25 protein-coding genes (1 of these 25 cut by a window edge) are annotated in these 24,220 nt (G+C 60.3%); 10 read left to right on the forward strand and 15 right to left on the reverse strand.

The annotated features are described in order from the left end of the window. From msrQ to AC0R79_RS25885, 6 genes are all read right to left on the reverse strand, one after another. On the reverse strand, positions 1–109 hold the start of the coding sequence (msrQ, locus tag AC0R79_RS25860; RefSeq protein WP_127799928.1) for a protein-methionine-sulfoxide reductase heme-binding subunit MsrQ. The gene continues 515 nt to the left of window position 1, outside the view; the window shows 109 of its 624 coding nt (coding positions 1–109); it begins with the start codon at positions 107–109; its stop codon lies beyond the left edge, outside the window. Continuing rightward, positions 109–1,122: a protein-methionine-sulfoxide reductase catalytic subunit MsrP gene (gene msrP, locus AC0R79_RS25865; RefSeq protein ID WP_127799930.1), complete on the reverse strand. Its 1,014-nt coding sequence runs from the start codon at positions 1,120–1,122 to the stop codon at positions 109–111. Before msrP ends, msrQ begins: the two co-directional genes overlap by 1 nt. Positions 1,123–1,184: 62 nt before the next feature. Further along, positions 1,185–2,042 carry a CDP-diacylglycerol--serine O-phosphatidyltransferase gene (gene pssA / locus AC0R79_RS25870; protein WP_127799932.1) on the reverse strand — a complete coding sequence of 286 codons (858 nt, stop codon included), beginning with the start codon at positions 2,040–2,042 and terminating at the stop codon, positions 1,185–1,187. A 147-nt stretch (positions 2,043–2,189) separates the two neighbouring features. Then, positions 2,190–3,206, reverse strand: a complete 1,017-nt coding sequence (gene ilvC / locus AC0R79_RS25875; protein ID WP_007959661.1) for a ketol-acid reductoisomerase — start codon at positions 3,204–3,206, stop codon at positions 2,190–2,192. Between the two features lie 48 nt (positions 3,207–3,254). Continuing rightward, complete coding sequence (gene ilvN, locus AC0R79_RS25880) at positions 3,255–3,746, reverse strand: acetolactate synthase small subunit (RefSeq protein WP_003176102.1); 492 nt, start codon at positions 3,744–3,746, stop codon at positions 3,255–3,257. Positions 3,747–3,748: 2 nt separating this feature from the next. Continuing rightward, a complete protein-coding gene (locus tag AC0R79_RS25885) occupies positions 3,749–5,473 on the reverse strand; it encodes an acetolactate synthase 3 large subunit (RefSeq protein WP_085608788.1) in 1,725 nt (574 codons plus the stop codon). 400 nt (positions 5,474–5,873) lie between these two features. On the opposite strand from AC0R79_RS25885, the gene AC0R79_RS25890 reads away from it, so the two are divergent. After that, positions 5,874–6,290 carry a DUF4124 domain-containing protein gene (locus AC0R79_RS25890; RefSeq protein ID WP_474732226.1) on the forward strand — a complete coding sequence of 139 codons (417 nt, stop codon included), beginning with the start codon at positions 5,874–5,876 and terminating at the stop codon, positions 6,288–6,290. A gap of 18 nt (positions 6,291–6,308) precedes the next feature. Here AC0R79_RS25890 and AC0R79_RS25895 read toward each other — a convergent pair whose 3' ends face one another. From AC0R79_RS25895 to mrcB, 3 genes are read right to left on the reverse strand one after another with little or no spacing between them, the layout of a single operon-like run. Then, the gene (locus tag AC0R79_RS25895; RefSeq protein ID WP_064599443.1) at positions 6,309–6,644 is read right to left on the reverse strand and encodes a YqcC family protein; all 336 of its coding nucleotides are present in this window, start codon (positions 6,642–6,644) and stop codon (positions 6,309–6,311) included. Beyond that, the gene (locus AC0R79_RS25900; protein ID WP_474732228.1) at positions 6,644–7,390 is read right to left on the reverse strand and encodes a tetratricopeptide repeat protein; all 747 of its coding nucleotides are present in this window, start codon (positions 7,388–7,390) and stop codon (positions 6,644–6,646) included. Before AC0R79_RS25900 ends, AC0R79_RS25895 begins: the two co-directional genes overlap by 1 nt. 16 nt (positions 7,391–7,406) lie before the next feature. After that, the gene (gene mrcB / locus AC0R79_RS25905) at positions 7,407–9,731 is read right to left on the reverse strand and encodes a penicillin-binding protein 1B (RefSeq protein WP_474732231.1); all 2,325 of its coding nucleotides are present in this window, start codon (positions 9,729–9,731) and stop codon (positions 7,407–7,409) included. 118 nt (positions 9,732–9,849) lie between these two features. Here mrcB and AC0R79_RS25910 point away from each other — a divergent pair, with 118 nt between their 5' ends. The 4 genes from AC0R79_RS25910 (at position 9,850) to AC0R79_RS25925 (ending at position 13,132) form a co-directional block, all read left to right on the forward strand. Next, on the forward strand, positions 9,850–11,406 hold the full coding sequence (locus tag AC0R79_RS25910) for a bifunctional aminoglycoside phosphotransferase/ATP-binding protein (protein WP_474732234.1): 1,557 nt from the start codon (positions 9,850–9,852) through the stop codon (positions 11,404–11,406). Positions 11,407–11,497: 91 nt separating this feature from the next. Continuing rightward, a complete protein-coding gene (locus tag AC0R79_RS25915) occupies positions 11,498–11,842 on the forward strand; it encodes a pentapeptide repeat-containing protein (protein WP_007959639.1) in 345 nt (114 codons plus the stop codon). Between the two features lie 219 nt (positions 11,843–12,061). Further along, a complete protein-coding gene (locus tag AC0R79_RS25920) occupies positions 12,062–12,334 on the forward strand; it encodes a TfoX/Sxy family protein (RefSeq protein ID WP_003228231.1) in 273 nt (90 codons plus the stop codon). A 15-nt stretch (positions 12,335–12,349) separates the two neighbouring features. Then, positions 12,350–13,132, forward strand: a complete 783-nt coding sequence (locus AC0R79_RS25925) for a Crp/Fnr family transcriptional regulator (RefSeq protein ID WP_375747887.1) — start codon at positions 12,350–12,352, stop codon at positions 13,130–13,132. A 226-nt stretch (positions 13,133–13,358) separates the two neighbouring features. On the opposite strand, the gene AC0R79_RS25930 is transcribed toward AC0R79_RS25925, so the two are convergent. Genes AC0R79_RS25930 through AC0R79_RS25945 form a run of 4 tightly spaced genes read right to left on the reverse strand, consistent with a single transcriptional unit; the run spans position 13,359 to position 16,905 of the window. Continuing rightward, the gene (locus AC0R79_RS25930) at positions 13,359–14,210 is read right to left on the reverse strand and encodes a ChaN family lipoprotein (RefSeq protein ID WP_474732237.1); all 852 of its coding nucleotides are present in this window, start codon (positions 14,208–14,210) and stop codon (positions 13,359–13,361) included. Positions 14,211–14,231: 21 nt separating this feature from the next. Further along, positions 14,232–14,999 (reverse strand): heme ABC transporter ATP-binding protein, encoded by a 768-nt coding sequence (locus AC0R79_RS25935; RefSeq protein ID WP_474732240.1) that lies wholly within the window; start codon positions 14,997–14,999, stop codon positions 14,232–14,234. Next, positions 14,999–15,982 (reverse strand): FecCD family ABC transporter permease, encoded by a 984-nt coding sequence (locus AC0R79_RS25940; RefSeq protein ID WP_474735193.1) that lies wholly within the window; start codon positions 15,980–15,982, stop codon positions 14,999–15,001. The genes AC0R79_RS25935 and AC0R79_RS25940 overlap by 1 nt, the downstream gene beginning before the upstream one ends. Positions 15,983–16,032: 50 nt before the next feature. Beyond that, entirely contained in the window at positions 16,033–16,905 is an 873-nt protein-coding gene (locus AC0R79_RS25945; protein ID WP_474732242.1) for a heme/hemin ABC transporter substrate-binding protein, read from the reverse strand. A gap of 162 nt (positions 16,906–17,067) precedes the next feature. Here AC0R79_RS25945 and AC0R79_RS25950 point away from each other — a divergent pair, with 162 nt between their 5' ends. After that, entirely contained in the window at positions 17,068–17,385 is a 318-nt protein-coding gene (locus AC0R79_RS25950; RefSeq protein ID WP_474732244.1) for a Rieske (2Fe-2S) protein, read from the forward strand. On the opposite strand, the gene sfsA is transcribed toward AC0R79_RS25950, so the two are convergent. Beyond that, the gene (gene sfsA / locus AC0R79_RS25955) at positions 17,382–18,095 is read right to left on the reverse strand and encodes a DNA/RNA nuclease SfsA (RefSeq protein WP_474732246.1); all 714 of its coding nucleotides are present in this window, start codon (positions 18,093–18,095) and stop codon (positions 17,382–17,384) included. The two genes, AC0R79_RS25950 and sfsA, sit on opposite strands and share 4 nt — an antisense overlap. Next, complete coding sequence (locus AC0R79_RS25960) at positions 18,095–19,267, reverse strand: pyridoxal phosphate-dependent aminotransferase (protein WP_127799950.1); 1,173 nt, start codon at positions 19,265–19,267, stop codon at positions 18,095–18,097. The genes sfsA and AC0R79_RS25960 overlap by 1 nt, the downstream gene beginning before the upstream one ends. Before the next feature lie 334 nt (positions 19,268–19,601). Between AC0R79_RS25960 and dksA the strand changes: the two genes are divergently transcribed. From dksA to AC0R79_RS25980, 4 genes are all read left to right on the forward strand, one after another. Next, positions 19,602–20,045, forward strand: coding sequence for an RNA polymerase-binding protein DksA (dksA, locus tag AC0R79_RS25965; protein ID WP_007959616.1), 444 nt, complete (start codon positions 19,602–19,604; stop codon positions 20,043–20,045). An 83-nt stretch (positions 20,046–20,128) separates the two neighbouring features. Then, positions 20,129–21,025 carry a tRNA glutamyl-Q(34) synthetase GluQRS gene (gene gluQRS / locus AC0R79_RS25970; protein ID WP_127799952.1) on the forward strand — a complete coding sequence of 299 codons (897 nt, stop codon included), beginning with the start codon at positions 20,129–20,131 and terminating at the stop codon, positions 21,023–21,025. Positions 21,026–21,102: 77 nt separating this feature from the next. Beyond that, positions 21,103–21,279, forward strand: a complete 177-nt coding sequence (locus AC0R79_RS25975) for a hypothetical protein (protein WP_003176118.1) — start codon at positions 21,103–21,105, stop codon at positions 21,277–21,279. Next, on the forward strand, positions 21,263–24,217 hold the full coding sequence (locus tag AC0R79_RS25980; RefSeq protein WP_007959612.1) for a sensor histidine kinase: 2,955 nt from the start codon (positions 21,263–21,265) through the stop codon (positions 24,215–24,217). The genes AC0R79_RS25975 and AC0R79_RS25980 overlap by 17 nt, the downstream gene beginning before the upstream one ends. The last annotated feature ends 3 nt before the right edge of the window (positions 24,218–24,220 follow it).

Below are 24,220 nucleotides of genomic sequence, written 5' to 3' on the forward strand. Positions count from 1 at the left end.
CCTTCCCCGGATCTGGCCCAAGCAGATCCGCAAAAGCCTGATAGAACCACAACAGCGGCCAGATCGCCGTAGCCAGGAAAACGCCTACGCGCCAGATCGGATATCGCATCAGTAGTTCTTCCGCAGATCGAGCCCTGTATATAAAGAAGCGACCTCATCCGAATAGCCGTTGAACATCTGCGTATCACGCACATTCGGCTTGAACAGACTGTTAGGCAGTCGCCGCTCCCGCGCTTGAGTCCAGCGTGGATGGTCGACAGTAGGGTTCACATTCGCATAGAACCCATACTCATCCGCGGCAATGCTCTGCCAGGTTGTCTTCGGCTGTTCGCTGACCAGACTGATCCGCACGATGGATTTGACGCTCTTGAAGCCGTACTTCCACGGCACCACCAAACGCAACGGCGCACCGTTCTGGTTTGGCAATTCGCGGCCATACATGCCCACCGCCAGAATAGCCAAGGGATTCATCGCCTCATCCAGACGCAAACCTTCTACATAAGGCCAGTCGATCAGGGCAAATCCCGAACGCTGTCCGGGCATGCTCTTCGGATCCTGCAAGGTTTCGAAGCGAATGTATTTGGCATTGGAAGTAGGTTCTACCTGCTTCAACAGTGCCGAAATGGGAAAACCGATCCAGGGAATCACCATCGACCACGCCTCGACACAGCGCAGGCGATAAATACGCTCTTCCAGCTGGTAAGGCTTCATGAAGTCTTCCAGAGCATAACGCCCCGGTTTACCCACCTCCCCGTCCACGACAACACTCCACGGTTCGGTTTTCAACGAACCGGCATTGGCCGCCGGGTCACCCTTGTCGGTGCCGAACTCATAGAAGTTGTTGTAATGGGTCGCGTCCTTGAAAGGTGTGATCGCCTCATCCTTGACGTTCACCGCGCCCCATTTGACAGAGGGCAGCTTCTCGGCAAACCAGGCGGGCGCCTTTCCGGCGTCGACATCGGCATAGCGGGCAGCCTCTTCGGCACTGGCCCAACGCGGCAGACTGCTCATGGCCAAACCGGCTGCAGTCGCTCCGAGCAATTGTCGGCGAGAGAGATAAATGGATTCAGGCGTGACGCCCGACTCATGGCAGTCGGACGTTTTGGGGACTTTGATCAGCATGGCAACTCCGCAGCTTTGGAGGACAGATGCACCATAGACTGCGGAGTATGAGGGAAATTACATCACTCGGTGTGTTTGTGACGACGAAGATGCAATAGATACTGCACCGGGCCCGAAGCGGCATAGGCGAGGAACACCAGCAGCAGAATGCGAGGCGGATCGCTGAACACCACGGCAAAGACCAGCACCACTGCAAGGATCGCCACGAAAGGCACGCGCCCCTTCAAGTCCAGCTCCTTGAAGCTGTTGTACTTGATGTTGCTGACCATCAGCATGCCGGCAGCCGCCACCATCAGTGCAACCAGGAATGACATCTTCGAACCCTGGATCCCGTAATCACTGAACGCCCAGACAATACCCGCGACCACACCAGCAGCAGCCGGGCTGGCCAGGCCGATGAAGTAGCGCTTGTCGGCGGTACCTACCTGAGTGTTGAAGCGCGCCAGACGCAATGCCGCACCCGCCACATAAATGAAGGCAACCATCCAGCCGACCTTGCCCATGTCACCCAGCGCCCAGCCGAAAGCCAGTAATGCCGGCGCGACACCAAAGGCGACCATGTCCGACAGCGAGTCGTACTCGGCGCCGAAGGCGCTTTGGGTATTGGTCATGCGCGCTACGCGACCATCAAGGCCGTCGAGCACCATCGCGACGAAAATCGCGATGGCAGCAAAGGCGAAGTACTTGCTCGCATTCGCGGCATCCCCGGCGCTCAACGCAGCCTGGGCACTCATCGAGTTGATGATGGAATAGAACCCTGCGAACAGGTTCGCAGTGGTGAACAGATTCGGCAGAAGATAGATACCACGATGCCGGACTTTACGGCCTTCTGCGTCATGCCCTTCTTCGATGTGCTCATCGATGGGCAGCAGGCTTTCGGCGTCGGAAGCCTGGTTCGGCTCTTCGGGACGTTCGCTCATGGACAGTACCTTGCAACGGATTGGACATTTTCGACAGGTGTCTGGGACGACGGTTCGGCCACAAACGATGCAGCTTTATACCAGAACCGCCCGCCCATACGAAAAAACGCGGCCGAGGCCGCGTTTTTTCATACAAGGTTCAACGACTTAGTTTTTGGCTTTGTCGACGATCTTGTTGGCACCGATCCACGGCATCATGGAGCGCAGTTGCTCGCCGATGATTTCGATACCGTGAGCGGCGTTGTTACGACGCTTGGCGGTCATCGAAGGGTAGCCGGTTGCGCCTTCGCTGATGAACATTTTGGCGTATTCGCCGTCCTGAATACGTTTCAGGGCGTTGCGCATGGCCTGACGGGATTCGGCGTTGATCACTTCCGGGCCGGTCACGTACTCGCCGTATTCAGCGTTGTTGGAGATCGAGTAGTTCATGTTGGCGATACCGCCTTCGTACATGAGGTCAACGATCAGTTTCAGTTCGTGCAGGCACTCGAAGTAGGCCATTTCCGGCGCGTAGCCAGCTTCAACCAGGGTTTCGAAACCGGCTTTTACCAGCTCGACGGTACCGCCGCACAGAACGGCTTGTTCGCCGAACAGGTCGGTTTCGGTCTCGTCCTTGAAGGTGGTTTCGATGATGCCGGTACGACCGCCACCAACGCCGGCGGCGTAGGACAGCGCAACGTTCTTGGCGTTGCCCGAGGCGTCCTGGTAGATCGCGATCAGGTCAGGGATACCGCCGCCCTTCACGAACTCGGAACGTACGGTGTGGCCCGGGGCTTTCGGCGCGATCATGATCACGTCGAGGTCCGCACGCGGAACAACCTGGTTGTAGTGGATCGCGAAGCCGTGGGAGAAGGCCAGGGTGGCGCCTTTCTTGATGTTCGGCTCGATTTCGTTCTTGTACAGCTGGGACTGGAACTCGTCCGGGGTCAGGATCATGACCAGGTCGGCGCCAGCAACTGCGGCAGCCACGTCGGTCACTTTCAGGCCGTGGGCTTCAGCCTTGGCAACGGTAGCCGAACCTTTACGCAGACCGACGGTAACGTCGACACCGGAATCTTTCAGGTTGCACGCTTGGGCGTGGCCCTGGGAGCCGTAACCGATGATGGCAACTTTCTTGCCCTGGATGATCGACAGGTCGCAGTCTTTATCGTAGAAAACTTTCATGAATTTCCCCTTTATATCCAGGCCGTTCAGGCCATTCGCTAATTTGGTTTAGATGCTGAGTACTTTGTCGCCGCGGGCAATACCGGTGACGCCACTGCGGACGGTCTCCAGAATCGATGCGGTGCCGATGGACTGAATGAAGCTGTCGAGCTTGTCGCTGGTACCGGTCAGTTGAACGGTATACACGCTGGCGCTGACGTCGACGATCTGTCCACGGTAAATATCGGTGGTGCGTTTGATCTCGGCGCGCTGGGCGCCAGTGGCCTTGACCTTGACCAGCATCAGTTCGCGTTCGATGTGAGCGCTTTCCGACAGGTCCACCAGCTTGACCACTTCGATCAGCTTGTTCAGGTTTTTGGTGATCTGCTCGATGACTTCATCGTGGCCAACAGTGGTCAGCGTCAGACGCGACAGGGTCGGGTCTTCGGTTGGCGCCACGGTCAGGCTTTCGATGTTGTAGTTGCGCTGCGAGAACAGGCCGACTACGCGAGACAAAGCACCGGGTTCGTTTTCCAGAAGCAAGGAAATAATGTGCCGCATGATTAGGTACGCTCCGTCTTGCTCAGCCACATATCGCGCATGGAGCCGTCTTTGATCTGCATCGGATAGACGTGCTCGCTGGTATCGACCGAAATATCGATCACCACCAGGCGATCTTTCATGGCGAACGCCTCTTCCATCTTCGACTTCAAATCTTTCGATTCGGTGATGCGCACGCCGACGTGGCCATAGGCTTCAGCCAGCTTGACGAAGTCAGGCAACGATTCCATGTAGGAGTGCGAGTGACGGCTGCCGTAACTCATGTCCTGCCACTGACGAACCATGCCCAGAACACCGTTGTTCAGGATCACGATCTTGACCGGCAAACCGTATTGCAGGCAGGTCGACAGTTCCTGGATGTTCATCTGGATACTGCCTTCACCGGTGACGCACGCAACATCGGTGTCAGGGAAGCTCAGAGCGATACCCATCGCGGCCGGCAGACCGAAGCCCATCGTGCCCAGGCCACCGGAGTTGATCCAGCGGTTCGGCTTGTTGAACTTGTAGTACTGCGCAGCAAACATCTGGTGCTGGCCCACGTCGGAGGTCACAAAGGCGTCGCCCTTGGTCACTTCGCACAGGGTTTCGATCACGGTCTGTGGCTTGATCTTGCTGCCGTCGCCCTTGTCGTAAGGGAACAGGCCGCGATCACCGCGCCACTCATCAACCTGCTTCCACCAGCTGGCGACCGCTTCCTTGTTCGGGGTTTCGCCGATTTCCTTGAGGATCGCGACCATTTCGGTCAGAACACTCTCCACCGGACCAACGATTGGCACGTCGGCCTTGATGGTCTTGGAAATCGAAGCCGGGTCGATGTCGATGTGAATGATCTTGGCGTTCGGGCAGAACTTCGGCGCGCCGTTGATCACGCGATCGTCGAAACGCGCGCCGACTGCCAGGATCACATCGGCATGGTGCATCGCCAGGTTCGCGGTGTAGCTGCCGTGCATGCCGAGCATGCCGATGAACTGACGATCAGTGCCAGGGTAGCCACCCAAGCCCATCAAGGTATTGGTAACCGGCAGGTTGAGCATTTGCGCCAGTTCGGTCAGCGGCGCGGAGCCGTTGCCGAGGATCACGCCACCGCCGGAGTACAGCACGGGACGCTTGGCCGCCAGGAGCATTTCTGCCGCCTTGCGGATTTGCCCGGAGTGACCGCGAACGGCCGGGCTGTAGGAACGCAGTTTGGCTTTCTTCGGGAAGATGTATTCGAACTTCTCGGCCGGGTTGGTCATGTCTTTCGGGATATCGACCACGACCGGGCCCGGACGACCGGATTGCGCCAGGTAGAAGGCCTTCTTCATGACTTCCGGGATTTCGGACGCGTGCTTGATCATGAAGCTGTGCTTCACGATCGGCCGGGAGATACCGATCATGTCGGTTTCCTGGAACGCGTCGGTGCCAACCATGGTGCTTGGCACCTGACCGGAAATGATCACCATTGGAATCGAATCCATATAAGCGGTGGCGATACCGGTGATGGCGTTTGTGGCGCCTGGACCGGAAGTCACCAATACCACGCCGGCTTTACCGGTGGCACGGGCGTAGCCGTCAGCCATATGGGTAGCCGCTTGTTCGTGACGAACCAGGATGTGGGTCACTTCCGGTTCTTTGAACAGGGCATCGTAAACATGAAGGAGAGCACCACCCGGGTACCCGTAGATATATTTGACGCCTTCGTCACGCAAAAAGCGGACGAGCATCTCACCGCCAGATAAAAGCTCCACGTTGTTCACCTCTAAAACGCCAGAATACCGTCCACAAAAAAGCGAACGGGTCTTAATAGGTTTACTTCTCGGCAGAGCATGAGCGACGGTGGTCGCCGACTACGTCAGCACTGACTGAGCAAGTATTGGGATCGTCCCAAGTGTTGCGGGCCTTTCCCACCCAGCGCGAGGTAACGCGTTGCGGGTGTAACAGGTCGACGCGGATATGCGCCTCATGATCTGCCGAGAGGGTCTGCTTCTGGCAGTCCCTGTACAGCGGACTTTGGATTCTTCTGTTTCGCCCTCTGCAAGTCAAGCCGTCTATGTGCTTAATTGTGGGTAAGCACATGAGAACGCAAGAAAAAACCTGGAAACCGCTACTCTGTTAGCTTCAATTGCGCAGTTTTGCCAAGGAATCAGCATGCGAACGCTTCTCTTAACTCTGCTAATCGGCGCCAGCCCATGGTGTATGGCCGGTCAGATCTACAAATGGGTCGATGCCCAGGGCGTCACCCATTTCGATCAACAGCCACCACAAGGGCAGTCATCCACCTCCGTTAAGACGCCCTCCTCTCCCGCACCAATACCGGCCGCATTGCCTGGCAGCGGCGCGCTGGGCGACCAGAAAGCCATCGATGACAAGGTCAAGAAGCAAGTGGCCGAGCAACAGAATCAGCTCAAGGCATTTTGCGAACAGGCGCGCACGAATCTCGCGCAACTGCAGAACAATCCGCGTTTGAGGGAGGAAGTAGAGGGAGAATTGCGGCGGCTGAGCGACGACCAGCGCCAGCAACGTACTGCGGAGGCACAAAAACAGATTGCGGAAAACTGCCAGTAACCACTGGCAGTTTCCGGTTCAGCGCGAAGCGGTGATCAGCAGGTCGAACTCTTTGAGCAATACCTGAAGCTGCCGATCCTTGCCCTGCAGATTGCGCTGGGCAAAAACCATCTCGGCCATTTCCTGAATGCCCGAGGCATTGGGCAATGGCAGATCCTGTTCGAGGATCATCTTCATCCGCGGCAGGAAGATCCATTGCAGCCACTGCTCGAAATCGAGGGTGTCGACCGAAAATGGCTCGACACTGCTCAGGGCTTCGACCGAGGGCTGGACGTCATCCCACCAGCCCTGGGCGCGCAGTTCACGCTCGATCAACAGCAATTGATCGGCGACCTTGGAGAAACGACTGTCCATCACAGCGAAACCTTGGCCTTCTGACGGGCCAGAGTGGCGCCGGCGGAATCACCTTGCTTCTCACGTGCCTGAGCGATCAATTCCCACAGACTGGCCTGCAAGTCCGGACGACCATTGGCCATGGTCAGTGCACGGCGAGCGGTCTGCTCGGCTTGCGGCGCATCGCCCTGGGCCATGCGCACCTGCGCCAGACGGTAAAGCACTTGCGGCTCGCGCGGCGCTACACGCTGTGCACGCTCCAGGCTGGAAGATGCGCCGTTGAGGTCGCCACCGGCCTGCTGCTGTTGCGCTGTACTCAACAGTGCGAGAACCGGGCCGTCCAGTTGTTCATCGGCAGACAGCCCACCGCCACTGCTGGCCGAAGGAATGCCGCTCGGCGTCGAAGGCATGCTGTAGCTGCCGGAGCTGATCGGTGCCGACTCGACCGCCGACGGGTTATACGGTCCCGGCGTGATGCCGCCGGACGCCGGGCCCGGAACGATCGGCGAAGTGCTGATCGGTGCCGAAGCCGCTGCGCCGCCCGGCACCATCACCACCACACCGGTATCGCCTTGCGGGATCGCCTGGGTCTGGGCCTGTGCAGGACGTTTCACCGTCGTTTGACGGAAACCGCCATTGGCCGAAATGCGCTCGCTGTTGGATACGGCAGTGCCGGAGTCCACAACCGGAATCGAACCACGCTGTACGGTGGAGCAGCCGCTGAGCAAAGCCACGGCGGTCACCGCTGGAATCAACAACTTGTTCACTTGAAACCCTCTTTGCTTAATTCATCCAGCCCTTGACCCAATCCATCACCGACTCGCCCGATGCCGGGCTTTCGCCCGCGCAGGAGGCGCCGGGTGGCGGTTCGCTGCCGCGAATATACGGCATCTGCACGGCGCCCGGACAGTTGGCATCGGAGCCCTGACCGGTACGCGAATCGACCCAGGCCTGCACCACGTTATCCGGTTGCGGCATGTCCAGCGGCAGCGGATCGGCCTTGCGCATGAAACTGGTCCAGACCTGCAACGCGCCGGTAGCGCCGGTGAACGGCGTCTTTCCGTTGTCGTCACGGCCGAGCCAGACCACCGCCAGCAGATCCTGGCTGAAACCGGCGAACCAGCTGTCGCGCGAATCGTTACTGGTACCGGTCTTGCCCGCCAGTGTCAGGGTCCTTGGCAACACGTTATAAACCGAACTGCCGGTGCCTTCACGCATGACCCGCTGCATGGCGTTCTGGATCAGGTAGATAGAGGCCGGATCGAAACGCTGCTCGATCTGGAACGGATAACGCTTGAGCGGCTCGCCATCGGCAGTCAGCACGCTGCGAATCCCGCGCATCGGCGTGTTGAAGCCACCGTTGGCCAGGGTCTGGTACATGGTCGCGACTTCGATCGGGGTCATGCCGCCAGCGCCGAGCAACATCGACGGGAACGCCGGAAACTCGCGGGTCACGCCCAAGCGCGCCAATGTCTTCAGGACATTCGGAACACCAACCGCCAGACCGAGACGCGAGGTCGACAGGTTGTAGGAATGTGCCAACCCTTGATACAGGAACACTGTGCCGTGGGAGCGACGATCATAGTTCTGCGGTTTCCAGACCTGTCCGTCTGCGCCTTTGATCGAAAGCGGGTCGTCCGACAGCCAACTGGTCAGCGTGTACTGACTCGGTTTCTCCAGCGCCGTCAGATAAACCGCCGGCTTGATCAGCGAGCCGATCGGCCGCACGGCATCCAATGCGCGGTTGAAGCCGGCAAAACTCGCCTGACGGCTGCCGATCATGGCCTGGACTTCACCGGTTTCCGGGTTGGTCACGACCATCGCCGCTTCCACGTCGTCGGAACCCTTGCGACCGGACAGGCGCTTGAAGGTGTCGTTGACCGACGCTTCGGCTTTCATCTGCAGGATCGGATCGAAACTGGTGAAGATCCGCAGGCCTTCCTCGGTCAAGTCTTCGTCGCGGTAGTCTTCACGCAACTGGCGTTTGACCAGATCGATGAAGCCCGGGAAAGAACTGTCGGCCAGCTTGCCGCGCGTGGTCACGCCCAGCGGCATTTTCTTCGCGGCGGCCACTTGTTCGGCGGAAGCAACGCCCTGCTGCTCAAGCACGTCGAGCACCAGATTACGTCGCTCCAGCGCCCGCTCCGGGTTGCGACGCGGGTTGTAATAGGACGGACCTTTGACCATGCCGACCAACAACGCTACCTGGTGCAGCTTCAGCTCAGACAAAGGCTGAGCAAAGAAGAACTGGCTGGCCAGACCGAAACCGTGCACCGCACGCTGGCCGTCCTGACCGACAAAGACTTCGTTGAGGTAAGCCTCAAGGATTTCCTTTTTGTCGTAATGCAACTCAAGCAGCATCGCCATCATCGCTTCGGTGAGCTTGCGGGTCAGGCTGCGTTCGTTGGTGAGGTAGAAGTTCTTGACCAGTTGCTGGGTCAGCGTACTGCCGCCTTGGGTCATCTTGCCGCCCGAAGTGTTGACCCAAACGGCACGGGCAATCGATTTCGGCGACACGCCCCAGTGGCTGTAGAAATCCCGGTCTTCCACGGCGACCAGGGTTTCCAGCAGATACGGCGGCACCTGATCGAGCTTGATCAGAATCCGGTCTTCGAGGTTTTTCGGGTAGATACCGCCGATCATCAGCGGCTCCAGGCGTACCACGGAGAGCTTCGAACCGTTGGTCGCCGAGAGTTCGGCCACGTAATCGCCAGAGAAACGCACGCGCACCGGCTGCGGTTTCTCGAGGCCTTCGTAGAACTGGAAGCCACGGGTATTCAGATCGACCGTGTTGCCATTGACCGCCGCGGCGCCGGGACCGTTGCTCACGGCTTCGCGGCGATAGCCCAGGGCATCGAGTTCGGTGAGGAAATCGTCCTTGCTCAGCTTCTGTCCGACGAACAGCTCGAGCGGACGCGCGTACACCTTGGCCGGGATGGTCCAGCGCTTGCCGGAGAACTTCTCCTGCACCACGGCATCGAGGTAAACGGCGAAGCCGGCCAGCACCACAAGGCCGACCAGACTGAGTTTAAGGGCCCAGCTCAACCATGGGCGCAGGCCCCGGGAAGCTGGTTTTTTAGGGGTACGGGGGGATCGAGTACGAGTCATGGCGGCGGATTATACGCACTTTATTCATACTCAACAGGAGCGCTCCGAGGTTTGCGTCGGGCTGGCGAGCGGCCATAATGAGCGCCTTGAATTTCCCCCAGTCTCTGAAGGATCGTCCGTGAGCCAGTCCCTGATCGCTGCCCTGCAAAACCCGGCCCTCTACCCGCATCCCGTCGAAGGGTTCCAGGTCATCGAAACCCATATCTCGTGGGTACTGCTCACCGGCCCCTACGCCTATAAAGTGAAGAAGCCGGTGAATTTCGGTTTCCTTGATTTCACCGGCCTCGATTCCCGTGAACACTTCTGCGGTGAAGAGCTGCGCCTGAACCAGCGCCTGACCGAAGATTTGTATCTGGAAGTGATTCCCGTAACCGGCAGTGCCGAAGCTCCGCAACTGGGCGGCGAAGGCCCGGCCATCGAATACTTGCTGAAAATGCGCCAGTTCCCGCAGAGCGGCCTGCTTAGCACCCTGCAAGCCAACGGCGAGCTGACCACCGCGCATGTCGACGCAATGGCCGAACAGATCGCCCGCTTCCACCTCAACGCGCCGAAAGTTCCGGCCGAGCACGATGCCGGCACGCCTGAAAGCGTAATGGCGCCGGTGCGCCAGAACTTCGAACAGATCCTGCCGTTCCTCAGCGACAAAAACGACCTGCTGCAACTCGACGCCCTGCAAGCGTGGGCTGAAAGCAGCTTCGATCGCCTGAAACCGCTGTTCGCCAAGCGCAAGGCAGACGGCTTAACTCGCGAATGCCACGGTGACATTCACCTGGGCAACGCCACGCTGATCGACGGCAAAGTCGTGATCTTCGACTGCATCGAATTCAACGAGCCATTCCGCTTCACCGACGTCTGGGCCGACACCGGTTTCCTGGCAATGGACCTGGAAGACCGTGGCCTGAAATCCCTGGCCCGTCGCTTCATCAGCCAGTACCTGGAACTGACCGGCGACTATCAAGGCCTGGAAGTGCTGAACTTCTACAAGGCTTACCGCGCATTGGTACGTGCGAAAGTCGCACTGTTCAGCATGCCGGCCGATGCCACTCCGGTGCAGCGCGCCACCACCCTGCGCCAGTACCGCAACTACGCGAACCTGGCTGAAAGCTACAGCACCATTCCTTCGCGCTTCATGGCGATTACCCACGGCGTGTCCGCTGTAGGCAAAAGCCATGTGGCCATGCGCCTGGTCGAAGCGCTGGGCGCGATCCGTCTGCGCTCCGATGTCGAGCGCAAACGTCTGTTCGGCGAGCAAACCGTTGCCAATGATGTTCAGGCCGGGATCTACAGCGCCGATGCCAGCACTGCGACTTATGCTCGTCTGCATGAAATCGCCGAAGTGATCCTGCACGCCGGTTTCCCGGTGGTGATCGACGCCACTTACCTCAAGCGCGAACAACGCGACAACGCCGCCAAGGTCGCCGAAGCCACTGGCGCGCCATTCCTGATTCTCGACTGCAATGCTCCGCAGGCCGTGATCGAGAGCTGGCTGGCGATTCGTCAGGCGGACAAGAAGGATCCGTCCGACGCGACCCTCGCCGTGATCGAAGCACAACAGGCCAACCGCGAAGCCCTGACGCCGGAAGAAATCCTGCGCAGCAAACGCGTGCAGACCAATGAATCCGGCACCCTGGATACCGTCGTGGCGCAGATCCGTCAGCGCCTGCCAGGTCTGTAAGAAACTATTTCGGCCGTGAAGCCCTCGCTCGCTTCACGGCCGTCAAATAGTGGCACTATACTGGCGTCATAAAACCAACAGGTGATTTGACATGAGCCAGCCGAAACTTCTCGACACCCCGCTTTATGCCTTGCTGCACAAAGACGACATCACAGGTTTCAACAATGAACGCCCGAAAGACGGCCCGATCGACATGGTTGGCGGTGATTTTCGTGGCCTCGACCTGCGCGAACTGAACGCCGATGGCGTGGATTTCCGGGACGCCTACTTCCGTTCCGCCGACCTGCGCGGCATCGACTTTCGCAACGCCTCGCTGGAAGGCGCGAGCCTGGCTCATGCGCAGATTTCCGGGGCCTACTTCCCGCCGGAGCTGAGTGCCGACGAAATCCTGATGTCGATGAATTTCGGTACGCGCCTGCGTTATCGCACTCGCTGAAGCTTTTAAAAACCTGAACCGTCCAGCGCCCCCGCTTTGCGCTGGACTGCGTGCTATTGGTAATTCTCCCTCGCCCTCCCATCCTGATTCATCAACGGAAACTGACGTTTCTTAGAAGCGTTTGCGTTGAATCCGACCAAACAACCACGCTTTTCCTACTGATGGCTACACTCCTGAGAAGCTCGCCCACGCACCATTCGGCCGTCGCAAGGAGGCTTGATGAATGATGAACTGCAACACCTGAAGAATCTTGGCAAGACGTCGGCGCAATGGCTGCATGCCGTGGGCATCCATAGCGCCTCCGACTTGCGTCGCCTGGGCGCGGTGGATGCCTACCGGGCGGTGCGCACTCGCGGGTTCCGGGCGTCGAAGGTGTTGTTGTACGCGATCGAAGGGGCGTTGATGGATGTGCACTGGAACGACATTCCCGCCGAACGCAAGGATGCGCTGAACAAGCAGCTGGAAGCCATTTCCTCTCGCCACAAGAACTAACGGGCACTGAACGCCATGTACCTGCTCGGGGAACAATCGGCCCAGGCCGATGCATTGATCAACCACTTGCAGAGCTTGCCTGCGCAATGGCTCGAAGGCCTGGCGCCGTGCGGACCAGCGCTGGAACTGGAAGCCACGGATGATCTGTTGGCACGTTTGCCGGACGACCAGTTGTTCTTGCTCACGCAGGGTGTCATCACCGGCCGGCTGGGTGGACGCGGTCTGTTCTATTGGCATGAGGGCGATTTGATCGGCCTGCAACAGGGTCCGGAATGGGCGGATTGCACGCTACACACGGACAACCCGTTGACGTTACTGCCCTATCGCCGAAGCGATTTGTTTCAACATGTGTACGGCGAAACGTCGCGCTCGGAGCAGTTTCTGCGCTACCTGCTCGGGCAGATGGCGTTGCTGGCGCACGCAGTCGCCGAGTTCAAGCCGCGCGAGTTTCGCAGCACCAACGGTTTCAAGCGGGTTGAAGCTGGGGACGTTCTGATCCGCGAGGGCGATGACGCCGACCATGTGTTCGTGATTATCGAAGGACACGCCGAAGCGTTTGTTAACGGGCACAAGGTAGGCGACGTGCCCAAGGATGAAATATTCGGTGCAATGGCTGTGTTTACTGGCGAGCCGCGCAACGCGACGGTCATTGCCCGGGAGGCGAGCACCGTAATGCTGATTCCCGGCGATCAGTTTCTGAGCATGACCCGCACCAATCCGAAAATCGCCCACAGCCTGATCGAAAGCATGGCGAGGCGTATCGACCAGCTCAACAAGCAGCTCACAGCCCAGATCTGACGCCCGGATTCACCGGGCGTTTACGCCATTGCCGGGACAAAACGACAGAAATGAAAAAACAGCAGTTGACTTGGTAATGAGAATCGCTATGATTATCACAACTGGTCGCGAGATCAGTCGATATTCTGAAAAGCCCTTGGTTCGGACTCTCAGATTATCTCCTCATCAGGCTAATCACGGTTATTTGACCCGGTTTTTACCGGGTCTTTTTTTGCCTGTGGAAAAGTCATTTTTTACTGAACTGTTTACGCATCTCGGCGCAATAATCCGGTTTCGGGGTGGCGGGTGTGTACCAGACATAATCAGCCATCGCCGCCGTAATCTGACTGCCCTGCTCCGCCAGCATCAGCACCGCCGGCGCTTCGGGCGCGCCCAAATCCAGCACATGCAGCGGCACACCCACATCCTTGCGCGCGTGATACGCGCCCGCCAATAACAACGCAGGCGCAGGCGCCGCCAACAAATGCGAGGCCATGCGCCGATCCCGTTGTTGTTGAACGGCCAGCATCGCCGGCATTTGTGATGACGGCAGCAAGCCGCAGTGAGAATCGCCGATCTGCTCCAACAGCGTCTCTTTCACGGATTTGGCGTTGCTGTGCTCACCGCTCAAAACCGGAGGATCGCGATAGAACGCACGAATTTCGATGTTATCGAGGTTGGCTGCCAGCAACGGCCAGGATTGCGTCAGGGCGAACCGCACAATCGGGCCGTAGAGATTCCAGTCCCAACCGTCCTGCCAGGCCAATGCAGCGGGAAGATCAACCGGTGGCGTTGCGGCATGGCGCACGTCATCGACGCGCGACTGTTGATCGGGCGTCAGCATTTCCAACAGGAGACTGCCTTGGGGTCGCGTTTCTTCGAGGTTCTGCAACAACCACAATTGAAGGGCATGGTGATCGGCGTTGTCATGCTGTTCGCCAATGATTAGCCGCGTCGGCCTGCTCAGTTGCGTCAGTAATTGCTGCGCCGTCAGACTCTCGCCGCTACGCAGATCACGGATCTCGCCCACGACCGGCGGCGCCGCAACATGCTGGCAACCTGCAAGCCACAACACCGCCAACAGCAAAATCCCGCGCATACATTCACCTCGATGACGACATCAGCGGGCGATGATCAGCGGATGCCCGCGCTCCGGGTGCGGCTGCACCAATACTTCCAGACCGAAAACCGCCTTCAGCGATTCCGGGCGCAACACCTGTTGCGGCGTATCCAGCGCCACCGGGCGCCCGCCCTGCAGCAGCAGGATGCGATCACAATAGCGCGCCGCCAGATTCAGATCATGCAGGATCACCAGCACCGCCGCGCCACGATCGGCAAATTCGCGCACCGCTTGCAGCGTCGTGTGTTGATGTAGCGGATCGAGCATCGAGGTCGGCTCGTCGAGCAGTAACGTCTGCCCTGCCTGACCCGGCCAAAGCTGTGTCAGCACCCGCGCCAGATGCACCCGCTGACGCTCGCCGCCGGACAGCGCCAGATAACTGCGGCCACTCAGATGCCCGGCATCCGCCGCCCGCAATGCGGCAGCGACAATCTCGTCATCGCGCACCCGTCCGCTCTGATAAGGCAGACGCCCCATGCCGACGACTTCCTCAACACGAAAGGCAAAATCCAGGGTCGACACCTGCGGCAATACCGCCAGCCGCTGGGCGCGCTGAGTGCCGCTCCAATGACTCAAGGCCTCACCGTCCAGCAGCACTTCCCCCTCGTGCGCACTCAACTCACCGCACAACGCACCGAGCAAGGTGCTTTTGCCGGCGCCATTCGGCCCCAACACGCCAAGCACTTCGCCCGGTTCGAGTTGCAGGCTGACATCGGCCAGAACGGTCTTGCGGCCACGGCGGATGTGCAGATTGTGCGCACGCAACATCAGGCACGCCCTCGCAGCAACAGATAAAGGAAGAACGGCGCACCGATGAACGCGGTGACGATGCCGATCGGCAGTTCCGCCGGCGCCAGCGCCAGCCGCGCCACCAGATCCGCCAGCAGCAACAGACTCGCGCCGGCCAGCACCGATGCCGGCAGCAATATCCGATGATCCGGCCCTGCGAGCAAGCGCACCAGATGCGGCACCACCAGCCCGACAAAGCCGATCATGCCCGCCGCTGCCACCGCCGCGCCGACACCCAGCGCCGTGCAGAACACCAGTTCGCGCTTGAGCCGCTCGACATCGATCCCCAGATGCCCGGCTTCCGATTCGCCGAGCAGCAACGCATTGAGCGCCTTCGCCCGACGCGGAAGCCACAGTGCAACACCGGCGGTGATGATCAGCAGCGGCCACAACCGTGCATAGCTCGCGCCGTTGAGGCTGCCCAGGTTCCAGAACGTCAACGTGCGCAATGTCGCGTCATCAGCCAGATAGGTAAACAGCCCCACCGCCGAGCTGGCCAGCGCCGTCAGAGCGATACCCGCCAGCAACATGGTCGCGACATTGGTCTGCCCATTACGGCGGCCGAGCCGATAGACCAACGCCGTTACGCCAAGGCCACCGAGAAACGCGCAAACCGACAGCAGATAAGGCCCGAACCACTCCGGGAGACCGCCGAAAAACGAACCGCCGACAATCGCCACCGCCGCGCCCAACGCCGCGCCGCTCGAGACGCCGACCAACCCCGGATCGGCCAGCGGATTACGAAACAGCCCCTGCATCGCCACCCCGGACAGCGCCAGCACGCCACCGACGGCCAGCCCCAGCAACGTACGCGGCAGACGAATCTGCCCGAGAATCAGTTCAGCCTGTTCCAGCCCGTCCGGCGCCAGCGGCACACCAATCATGCGCAGTGCTGCGCGCAAGGTATCGAATAACGGCAGACTGACCGGCCCCAGCGCCAGCGACAGCCAGATCGCCAGCAGACACAGCAGGATCAGGCCGATAAACAAGCCACGGGGTTTGACCAGCGTGGTCATTGGCCGCTCTGGGCCGGGTAGAAACCGTCAGTCAGGGTCTTCAGCGCTGCCGGCAAACGCGGCCCGAGCCCGCCCACCAGCAGCGTCGGGTCCAGCTCCAGCACCCGTCCGGTCTTGGCCGCACGGCTGGAATTGAGGATCGGGTTTTCCTTGAACAGCGCCGCTTTCGCCGCGTCGCCGGTCAGCGCACGGTCAGCGAACACCAGCACTTCAGGATCGAGACTGGCCAGGGACTCCACGGAAAACGGCTTGTAACCGGTGTGCGTCGCGAGGTTATGCCCGCCCGCCTGCTGCAGCAGCCAGTCGGCGGCGGTGTCCTTGCCGGCGATCAGTGGCTTGCCGCCGGCATGCCCGAGCAGCAACAACACGCCCGGCGCTTTTTGCTGGGTTTGCGCTTCAGCCACTCGCGCCTTTTGCGCATCGAGTTGCTGTTGATAACTCTGCAGCAATTGCGCGGCCTGACTTTCGGCCCCTAGCAACTGCCCGAGATGAGTAACGTTTTTTTCCAGTGTCGGCAGATCCGGCTGAGCCGAGAACAATTCCACCTGCACCTTGGCGCTGCGGACCTGCGAGATCACTGGCGGTGGGCCCATTTCTTCGGTGCCGATCAGGATGTCCGGGCGCAGGCTGAGGATGCCTTCGGCCGACAGGCTGCGCTGATAGCCGATGCTCGGCAGCGACTTGAGAGAGTCAGGGTGCTGACTGGTGGTATCGACGCCCACCAGTTTCGCCTCGCCACCCAGCGCACTCACCCACTCCGACAACGCGCCGCCGGCGCTGACCCAACGTTGCGGCAACTCGGCCGCTGCAGCCTGGTGGCTGACCAAAAGTCCGACACACAGCACGGCAACGCGGGTACTCAGGCGCATAGACAGCTTCCTTGAAAGGTTTTCCCGGGCATCGGAACGGCAGGCCAAGTATCCTCGGCAGCGGTCACCTCGCCACGGGCGAAGGCGGCCATTTGATAATTGTTTGCATTTGAACGTCAAGCTCGGACATATCCAGACACGAGCCGACATTTGAGGATAGCCATGAAGTTTCTTTGCGCGGGTGCCGATCTGGTTGAGGACGGCAGTCGCGGTTTCGATATCGACGGGAAAAAACTGTTTGCCGTGCGCCGCGCGGGGCGGGCTTACGTCTATCTCAATCGTTGCCCGCATCGGGGCGTTGGCCTGGAATGGCAGCACGACCAGTTTCTCGACCCGAGCAACAGCCTGATCCAGTGCGCCACCCACGGCGCACTGTTTCTGATCGAGGACGGTGAATGCGTCGCCGGCCCGTGCGCCGGGCAATCGCTGACGGCCATCCCTTGCCGTGAAGACGCGCAAGGGCTATGGATCGATGTTTAACCGTTGAGCAGCACGTCCAGGCGCCGGTCGATCACTATCTCTTCATGGCTCAAACGCACGCCGTACGCCAGGACCTCGACTCCGCATGCCACCGCCTCGCGCAACGCAGCGGCGTAGGCCGAGTCGATTTCCTCGGCAGGACGCACCGCTTCGACACCCGTGAGATTGACGCAGTACAGCTGCACCGCGCGAATCCCGTCCCGGGCCAGATGCGCCAGCTCACGCAAATGCTTGGCGCCGCGCTCTGTCACCGCATCGGGAAACGCCGCCACTGCCGTGCCGTCAAAACCCAGCGTGACACTTTTCACTTCCACGTAGGCCGGGCCCGTCGGATAGTCGAGGCGAAAATCGATCCGGCTCTTTTCCTGTCCGTATGCCACTTCGCGCTTGAGCCCGGTAAATCCGTTCAGCTCACTGATGACGCCGGCCTGCAAGGCTTCTTCGACCAGTGCATTGGCGCGCCCGGTGTTCACGCAAAACAGCCGCCCCTGTGGAGTTTCTCCGACTTCCCAGGTGCCAGGCAATTTGCGCTTGGGGTCATTGGAACGGCTGAACCAGACCTGCCCGCCCTCAACCTGGCAATTGAGCATCGAGCCGGTGTTCGGGCAATGAATGGTCAGCAACTCGCCGCCAACGGTTTCGATATCGGCGAGAAAACGCTTGTAACGGCGGATCAACCGGCCTTCTTCAAGAGGAGGATGAAAGCGCATCAGCCTTGCCAGCTCTTCAAGCCACGGGCGATGCGTTCCACCGCTTCCTGTAAGCGAGGGAGGTTTTGCGTGTAGGCAAAGCGCACATGATGGCCGGCCTGATAGCGACCGAAATCCAGCCCCGGAGTGAAGGCTACATGTTCGGTTTCGAGAAAATGCCGGCAGAACGCGAAGGCATCGCCGCCGAACTGGCTGATATCGGCATACAAATAGAACGCGCCTTCCGGCTCTACGGCGATGTTGAAGCCCAGTTCCCGCAGTGCCGGCAGCAGGAAGTCACGACGGCGGCCGAACTCGGCGCGGCGCTCTTCGAGAATCGCGATGGTGTCCGGCTCGAAACAGGCCAGCGCCGCGTGCTGGGCCATGCTTGGTGCGCTGATGTAGAGGTTCTGCGCGAGTTTTTCCAGCTCACTGACCGCCGCATCCGGCGCCACCAGCCAGCCGAGGCGCCATCCGGTCATGCCGAAATATTTGGAGAAACTGTTGAGGACAAACGCACTGTCATCGACTTCCAGCACACTGGCTGCGTCGGTGCCGTAAGTCAGGCCGTGATAGATCTCGTCCACCACCAGATGCCCGTGACGCGCCTTGATGGCTGTGGATAAACCGGCCAGCTCATCGCGGGTCAGAATCGTACCGGTCGGGTTGGCTGGCGAAGCGACCAGCGCGCCGACGCTGTCGTGATCCCAGTGGCGCGCCACCAGGTCCGGCGTCAGTTGATAGCGAACGTCCGGGCCGACCGGCACAAGCTGCGCCGCGCCCTCGACCAACCGCAGAAAATGCCGGTTGCAAGGATAGCCGGGGTCGGCCAGCAGCCAGTGTTTGCCTGGGTCCACCAGCAACGCACTGGCCAGCAGCAACGCGCCGGAGCCGCCCGGCGTGATGAGAATCCGTCGAGGATCGATGTTCAGGCCGTAGCGCGCTTGATAGAAGCCGGAAATCGCCTCGCGCAGCTCGGGAATGCCACGGGCCGCGGTGTAACGGGTTTTCCCGTTCGTCAGGGCTTGCTGGCCGGCGCGGATGATCGGTTCGGCAGTGGTGAAGTCCGGCTCGCCGATTTCCAGGTGGATCACGTCGTGGCCGGCGGCCTGCAATTCATTGGCCCGCGCCAGCAACGCCATCACATGGAACGGTTCGATCGCACGACTGCGCGCACTGTAGGGCTGAGCCATTGGCCTTCCTTCAACGAGGGAAAAGAAACGATTCTACCCATCTGCCGGAACGAGCGAGAACCCGCAACGGTCACAGCCTCAAGAACACTGGACTGTAACGACCCGGGCGTACGCTCCAGGATTGACTAAAATCAGTGATTGAGCAGGTCTGCAACATCACCGGACATGGCTTGGCAAACATTTGCAAGCCCCACCGGCCGCGCGCTCGACATCCGGGAGTAGCGCGGGCCGAATTGATCTGGTAAGTTCGCCCGCTTGCAGCCGCAGGGCCGGCAGGTGTCGGTGATGGAGCAATCCTGCGCAATGGATTACAAGAGTAGAGGCGGTCCATTTCATGCCCACCCAAGCAAAGCAACAGGCAAGTCAGACACTCAGCGGTTTCGAACCCTACGTCCCGAAAGCGGGCGAAGAGTACATGGGCGCTCCAATGCGCGCGCACTTCACCAAGATCCTGACCAAGTGGAAACTGGACTTGATGCAGGAAGTCGACCGCACTGTTGATCACATGAAAGACGAAGCGGCCAACTTTCCTGATCCGGCCGACCGTGCCAGCCAGGAAGAAGAGTTCGCCCTCGAGCTGCGCGCCCGCGACCGCGAGCGCAAACTGATCAAGAAGATCGACAAGACCCTGCAACTGATCGAAGACGAAGAGTACGGCTGGTGCGACTCTTGCGGCATCGAGATCGGCGTCAAGCGCCTTGAAGCCCGCCCGACTGCCGACATGTGCGTCGACTGCAAGAACCTGGCGGAAATCAAGGAAAAGCAGGTCGGCAAATAATCCCGGCCTGAACGAAAAACGGAGCGTGCGAACGCTCCGTTTTTGTTTCTGCTGTTTTCTGACTCTCAAGTAACATCGCCCTCATGACTGCCAACACCTCCCCCGCCTACATTGGCCGCTTTGCTCCGACCCCCAGTGGACACCTGCACTTTGGCTCGCTGGTAGCGGCGCTCGCTTCTTATCTGGATGCCCGCTCGGTGAATGGCCGTTGGCTGGTGCGCATGGAAGACCTCGATCCGCCTCGCGAGGAACCGGGCGCGCAAGCGGCGATTCTCAAAGCGCTGGAAAGCTACGGTTTCGAATGGGACGGCGAGATGGTTCGCCAGAGCGATCGGCACGAGGCCTACGCGCAAGTGCTCGACAGCCTGTTCAATCACGGCCTCGCCTACGCCTGCACCTGCTCACGCAAACAACTGGAGCCGTATCACGGCATTTATCCGGGACTTTGCCGCAATGCCGGCCACGGCCAGGAAGACGCGGCGATTCGTCTGCGCGTGCCGGAGCTGGAATACCACTTCATCGACCGGGTGCAGGGCCAATACCGCCAGCATCTGGGCCGCGACGTGGGTGATTTCGTGATCCGCCGCCGCGACGGTCTCTACGCCTATCAACTGGCGGTGGTACTGGACGACGCGTGGCAGGGCATCACCGACATCGTGCGCGGTGCCGATCTGCTCGACTCCACGCCGCGCCAGCTCTACCTGCAGGAATTGCTGGGCCTGCGCCAACCGCGCTATCTGCATCTGCCACTGATTACCCAGCCGGACGGCAACAAGCTCGGCAAGTCCTATCGCTCGCCACCGCTGGAAGCCGATCAGGCCACGCCATTGTTGCTGCGGGCCCTGCGCGCACTGGGGCAAAACCCGGGCCCAGAACTGGCCCACGCTTCGCCGCAAGAGTTGTTGAACTGGGGCAGCGCCCACTGGGATGCCTTGAAAATCCCGCGCACACTGACTCTGCCCGAAGCGCAACTGCTGTGACGACACTTGCAGTGGCGCGCCCATCCGTTACCATCGCCGCACGTTTTCGGGCACGCGCATAAAAAAGAGAGGCCGGGATGTACATCTATCGCTTGGTCCTGCTTCTGGTCGTGGGGATCTACCTGTTTTCTCCCGCCATCATGGATTGGTGGATCGACGCTACGGGCGCCTGGTATCGCCCTTATCTGCTCTGGCTGATCCTGATTGTCGTGACCTTCATCCTGCAGAGCCAAAAAGATGCCGATGAGCTTTAGCCTGACCCAGATGCTGCTGATCAGCGCCGCCTACCTGGCCGCGTTGTTCGGCGTGGCCTGGATCAGTGAACGGGGCATGATCCCCCGGGCGATCATTCGCCATCCGTTGACCTACACCCTGTCGCTGGGGGTCTACGCCAGTGCGTGGGCGTTCTATGGCACGGTGGGTCTGGCCTATCAGTACGGCTACGGTTTTCTGTCCAGTTATCTCGGGGTATCCGGCGCGTTTCTGCTGGCGCCGGTGTTGCTGTATCCGATTCTGAAGATCACCCGCACTTATCAACTGTCGTCGCTGGCAGACCTGTTCGCCTTCCGCTTTCGCAGCACCTGGGCCGGTGCGCTGACCACGATTTTCATGCTGATCGGCGTATTGCCGTTGCTGGCGTTGCAGATCCAGGCCGTGGCCGATTCCATCGGCATCCTCACCGGCGAACCGGTGCAGAATCGCGTGGCCCTGGCGTTCTGTGCGCTGATCATCCTGTTCACGATCTTCTTCGGCTCGCGCCATATCGCCACCCGTGAAAAGCACGAAGGGCTGGTGTTCGCGATTGCTTTCGAATCGGTGATCAAACTGGCCGCCCTCGGCGGCGTCGGCCTCTACGCGCTGTACGGCGTGTTCGACGGCCCGCAACAGCTCGAACTGTGGCTGCTGCAGAACCAGACCGCCCTCGCCGCCCTGCATACACCATTGCAGGAAGGCCCGTGGCGCACGTTGCTGCTGGTGTTTTTCGCCTCGGCGATCGTGATGCCGCACATGTATCACATGACCTTCACCGAAAACCTCAACCCACGCTCGCTGGTCAGCGCGAGCTGGGGCCTGCCGCTGTTCCTGCTGTTAATGAGCCTGGCCGTGCCGCTGATTCTCTGGGCCGGCCTGAAACTCGGCGCCACCACCAATCCGGAATACTTCACCCTCGGCATCGGTATCGCCGCCAACAGCAAGTCGCTGGCGTTGCTGGCCTATGTCGGCGGACTGTCGGCGGCCAGCGGCCTGATCATCGTCACCACGCTGGCGCTGTCGGGCATGGCCCTGAACCATCTGGTGCTGCCGCTCTACCAGCCGCCGGCCGAAGGCAATATCTATCGCTGGTTGAAATGGACCCGCCGGGCGCTGATCGTCGCGATCATCATGGCCGGTTTCTGCTTCTATCTGATGCTGGGCGCCGAGCAGGATCTGGCCAACCTCGGCATCGTCGCCTTCGTTGCCACCCTGCAATTCCTGCCGGGTGTGCTGTCGGTACTGTACTGGCCGACCGCCAATCGCCGCGGTTTCATCGCCGGTCTGCTGGCGGGGATTGTGGTGTGGGTGGTGACCATGCTGTTGCCGCTGGTCGGCAATCTGCAGGGTTTCTATATTCCGCTGCTGAACATGATCTACGTGCTGGACGACACCAGTTGGCACATGGCGGCCATCGCCTCGCTCGCAGCCAACGTCCTGATGTTCACGCTGATTTCGCTGTTTACCAATGCCAGCCCGGAAGAGGCCAGCGCTGCCGAAGCCTGCGCTGTGGATAACGTGCGCCGTCCGCAACGCCGCGAATTGCACGCAGCCTCCCCGCAAGAGTTCGCCACGCAACTGGCCAAGCCGCTGGGCGCCAAGGCTGCGCAGAAAGAAGTCGAACAGGCCCTGCGCGACCTTTATCTGCCATTCGACGAGCGCCGCCCTTATGCCTTGCGCCGCCTGCGCGACCGGATCGAAGCCAACCTGTCCGGCCTGATGGGACCGAGCGTCGCCCAGGACATGGTGGAAACCTTCCTGCCGTACAAGGCCGGCGGCGAAAACTACGTCACCGAAGACATCCATTTCATTGAAAGCCGCCTCGAGGATTACCACTCGCGTCTGACCGGGCTGGCCGCCGAACTCGACGCCTTGCGCCGCTACCACCGCCAGACCCTGCAGGAACTGCCGATGGGCGTCTGCTCGCTGGCCAAGGATCAGGAGATCCTGATGTGGAACAAGGCCATGGAAGAATTGACCGGGATTGCCGCGCAACGGGTGGTCGGTTCGCGCCTGAGCACCATCGCCAATCCATGGAAAGACCTGCTGCAAGGCTTCATCCACCTGCCCGACGAGCACTTGCACAAGCAGCACCTGGCCCTCGACGGCCAGACCCGCTGGCTGAACCTGCACAAAGCGGCCATCGACGAGCCGCTGGCACCGGGCAACAGCGGCCTGGTGCTGCTGGTGGAAGACCTGACCGAAACCCAGATGCTCGAAGACAAACTGGTGCATTCCGAGCGCCTGGCCAGCATCGGTCGACTCGCAGCGGGTGTTGCTCACGAAATCGGTAACCCGATCACCGGCATCGCCTGCCTGGCGCAAAACCTGCGGGAAGAGCGCGAAGAAGATGGTGAGCTGACAGAAATCAGCGGCCAGATCCTCGAACAGACCAAACGCGTGTCACGCATCGTCCAGTCGTTAATGAGCTTCGCCCACGCCGGCAGCCATCAGCACAGTGACGAGCCCGTTTGTCTGGCGGAAGTCGCCCAGGACGCCATCGGCCTGCTGGCGCTGAACCGGCGCAATTTCGAAGTCCAGTTCTACAACCTGTGCGATCCCGATCACTGGGTCGAAGGCGACCCGCAGCGGCTCGCCCAGGTGCTGATCAATCTGCTCTCCAACGCCCGTGACGCCTCGCCTGCCGGCAGTGCGGTGCGGGTCAAGAGCGAAGCCGGCGAACACACGGTCGATCTGATCGTCGAAGACGAAGGCAGCGGTATTCCGTCGAGCATCATGGACCGATTGTTCGAACCCTTCTTCACCACCAAGGATCCTGGCGAAGGCACCGGCCTGGGCCTTGCACTGGTCTATTCCATCGTTGAAGAGCATTATGGACAAATCACCATCGACAGCCCGGCTGATGTTCAGAGCCAGCGCGGCACCCGTATCCGGGTGACATTGCCGCGCCATGTCGAAGCGACGTCCGCTGTGAACTGAGAC

Source organism: Pseudomonas sp. HD57-3, assembly GCF_056113135.1.

Coding starts and splice junctions, on each gene's coding strand:
- dksA (WP_007959616.1), top strand. CDS start 19,602: ATGCCCACCCAAGCAAAGCAACAGGCAAGTCAGACACTCAGCGGTTTC.
- AC0R79_RS25890 (WP_474732226.1), top strand. CDS start 5,874: ATGCGAACGCTTCTCTTAACTCTGCTAATCGGCGCCAGCCCATGGTGT.
- AC0R79_RS25950 (WP_474732244.1), top strand. CDS start 17,068: ATGAAGTTTCTTTGCGCGGGTGCCGATCTGGTTGAGGACGGCAGTCGC.
- AC0R79_RS25975 (WP_003176118.1), top strand. CDS start 21,103: ATGTACATCTATCGCTTGGTCCTGCTTCTGGTCGTGGGGATCTACCTG.
- AC0R79_RS25915 (WP_007959639.1), top strand. CDS start 11,498: ATGAGCCAGCCGAAACTTCTCGACACCCCGCTTTATGCCTTGCTGCAC.
- AC0R79_RS25945 (WP_474732242.1), bottom strand. CDS start 16,905: ATGCGCCTGAGTACCCGCGTTGCCGTGCTGTGTGTCGGACTTTTGGTC.
- pssA (WP_127799932.1), bottom strand. CDS start 2,042: ATGAGCGAACGTCCCGAAGAGCCGAACCAGGCTTCCGACGCCGAAAGC.
- AC0R79_RS25980 (WP_007959612.1), top strand. CDS start 21,263: ATGCCGATGAGCTTTAGCCTGACCCAGATGCTGCTGATCAGCGCCGCC.
- AC0R79_RS25960 (WP_127799950.1), bottom strand. CDS start 19,267: ATGGCTCAGCCCTACAGTGCGCGCAGTCGTGCGATCGAACCGTTCCAT.
- AC0R79_RS25930 (WP_474732237.1), bottom strand. CDS start 14,210: ATGCGCGGGATTTTGCTGTTGGCGGTGTTGTGGCTTGCAGGTTGCCAG.
- ilvN (WP_003176102.1), bottom strand. CDS start 3,746: ATGCGGCACATTATTTCCTTGCTTCTGGAAAACGAACCCGGTGCTTTG.
- mrcB (WP_474732231.1), bottom strand. CDS start 9,731: ATGACTCGTACTCGATCCCCCCGTACCCCTAAAAAACCAGCTTCCCGG.
- AC0R79_RS25920 (WP_003228231.1), top strand. CDS start 12,062: ATGAATGATGAACTGCAACACCTGAAGAATCTTGGCAAGACGTCGGCG.
- msrP (WP_127799930.1), bottom strand. CDS start 1,122: ATGCTGATCAAAGTCCCCAAAACGTCCGACTGCCATGAGTCGGGCGTC.
- ilvC (WP_007959661.1), bottom strand. CDS start 3,206: ATGAAAGTTTTCTACGATAAAGACTGCGACCTGTCGATCATCCAGGGC.
- AC0R79_RS25935 (WP_474732240.1), bottom strand. CDS start 14,999: ATGTTGCGTGCGCACAATCTGCACATCCGCCGTGGCCGCAAGACCGTT.
- sfsA (WP_474732246.1), bottom strand. CDS start 18,095: ATGCGCTTTCATCCTCCTCTTGAAGAAGGCCGGTTGATCCGCCGTTAC.
- AC0R79_RS25895 (WP_064599443.1), bottom strand. CDS start 6,644: ATGGACAGTCGTTTCTCCAAGGTCGCCGATCAATTGCTGTTGATCGAG.
- gluQRS (WP_127799952.1), top strand. CDS start 20,129: ATGACTGCCAACACCTCCCCCGCCTACATTGGCCGCTTTGCTCCGACC.
- AC0R79_RS25925 (WP_375747887.1), top strand. CDS start 12,350: ATGTACCTGCTCGGGGAACAATCGGCCCAGGCCGATGCATTGATCAAC.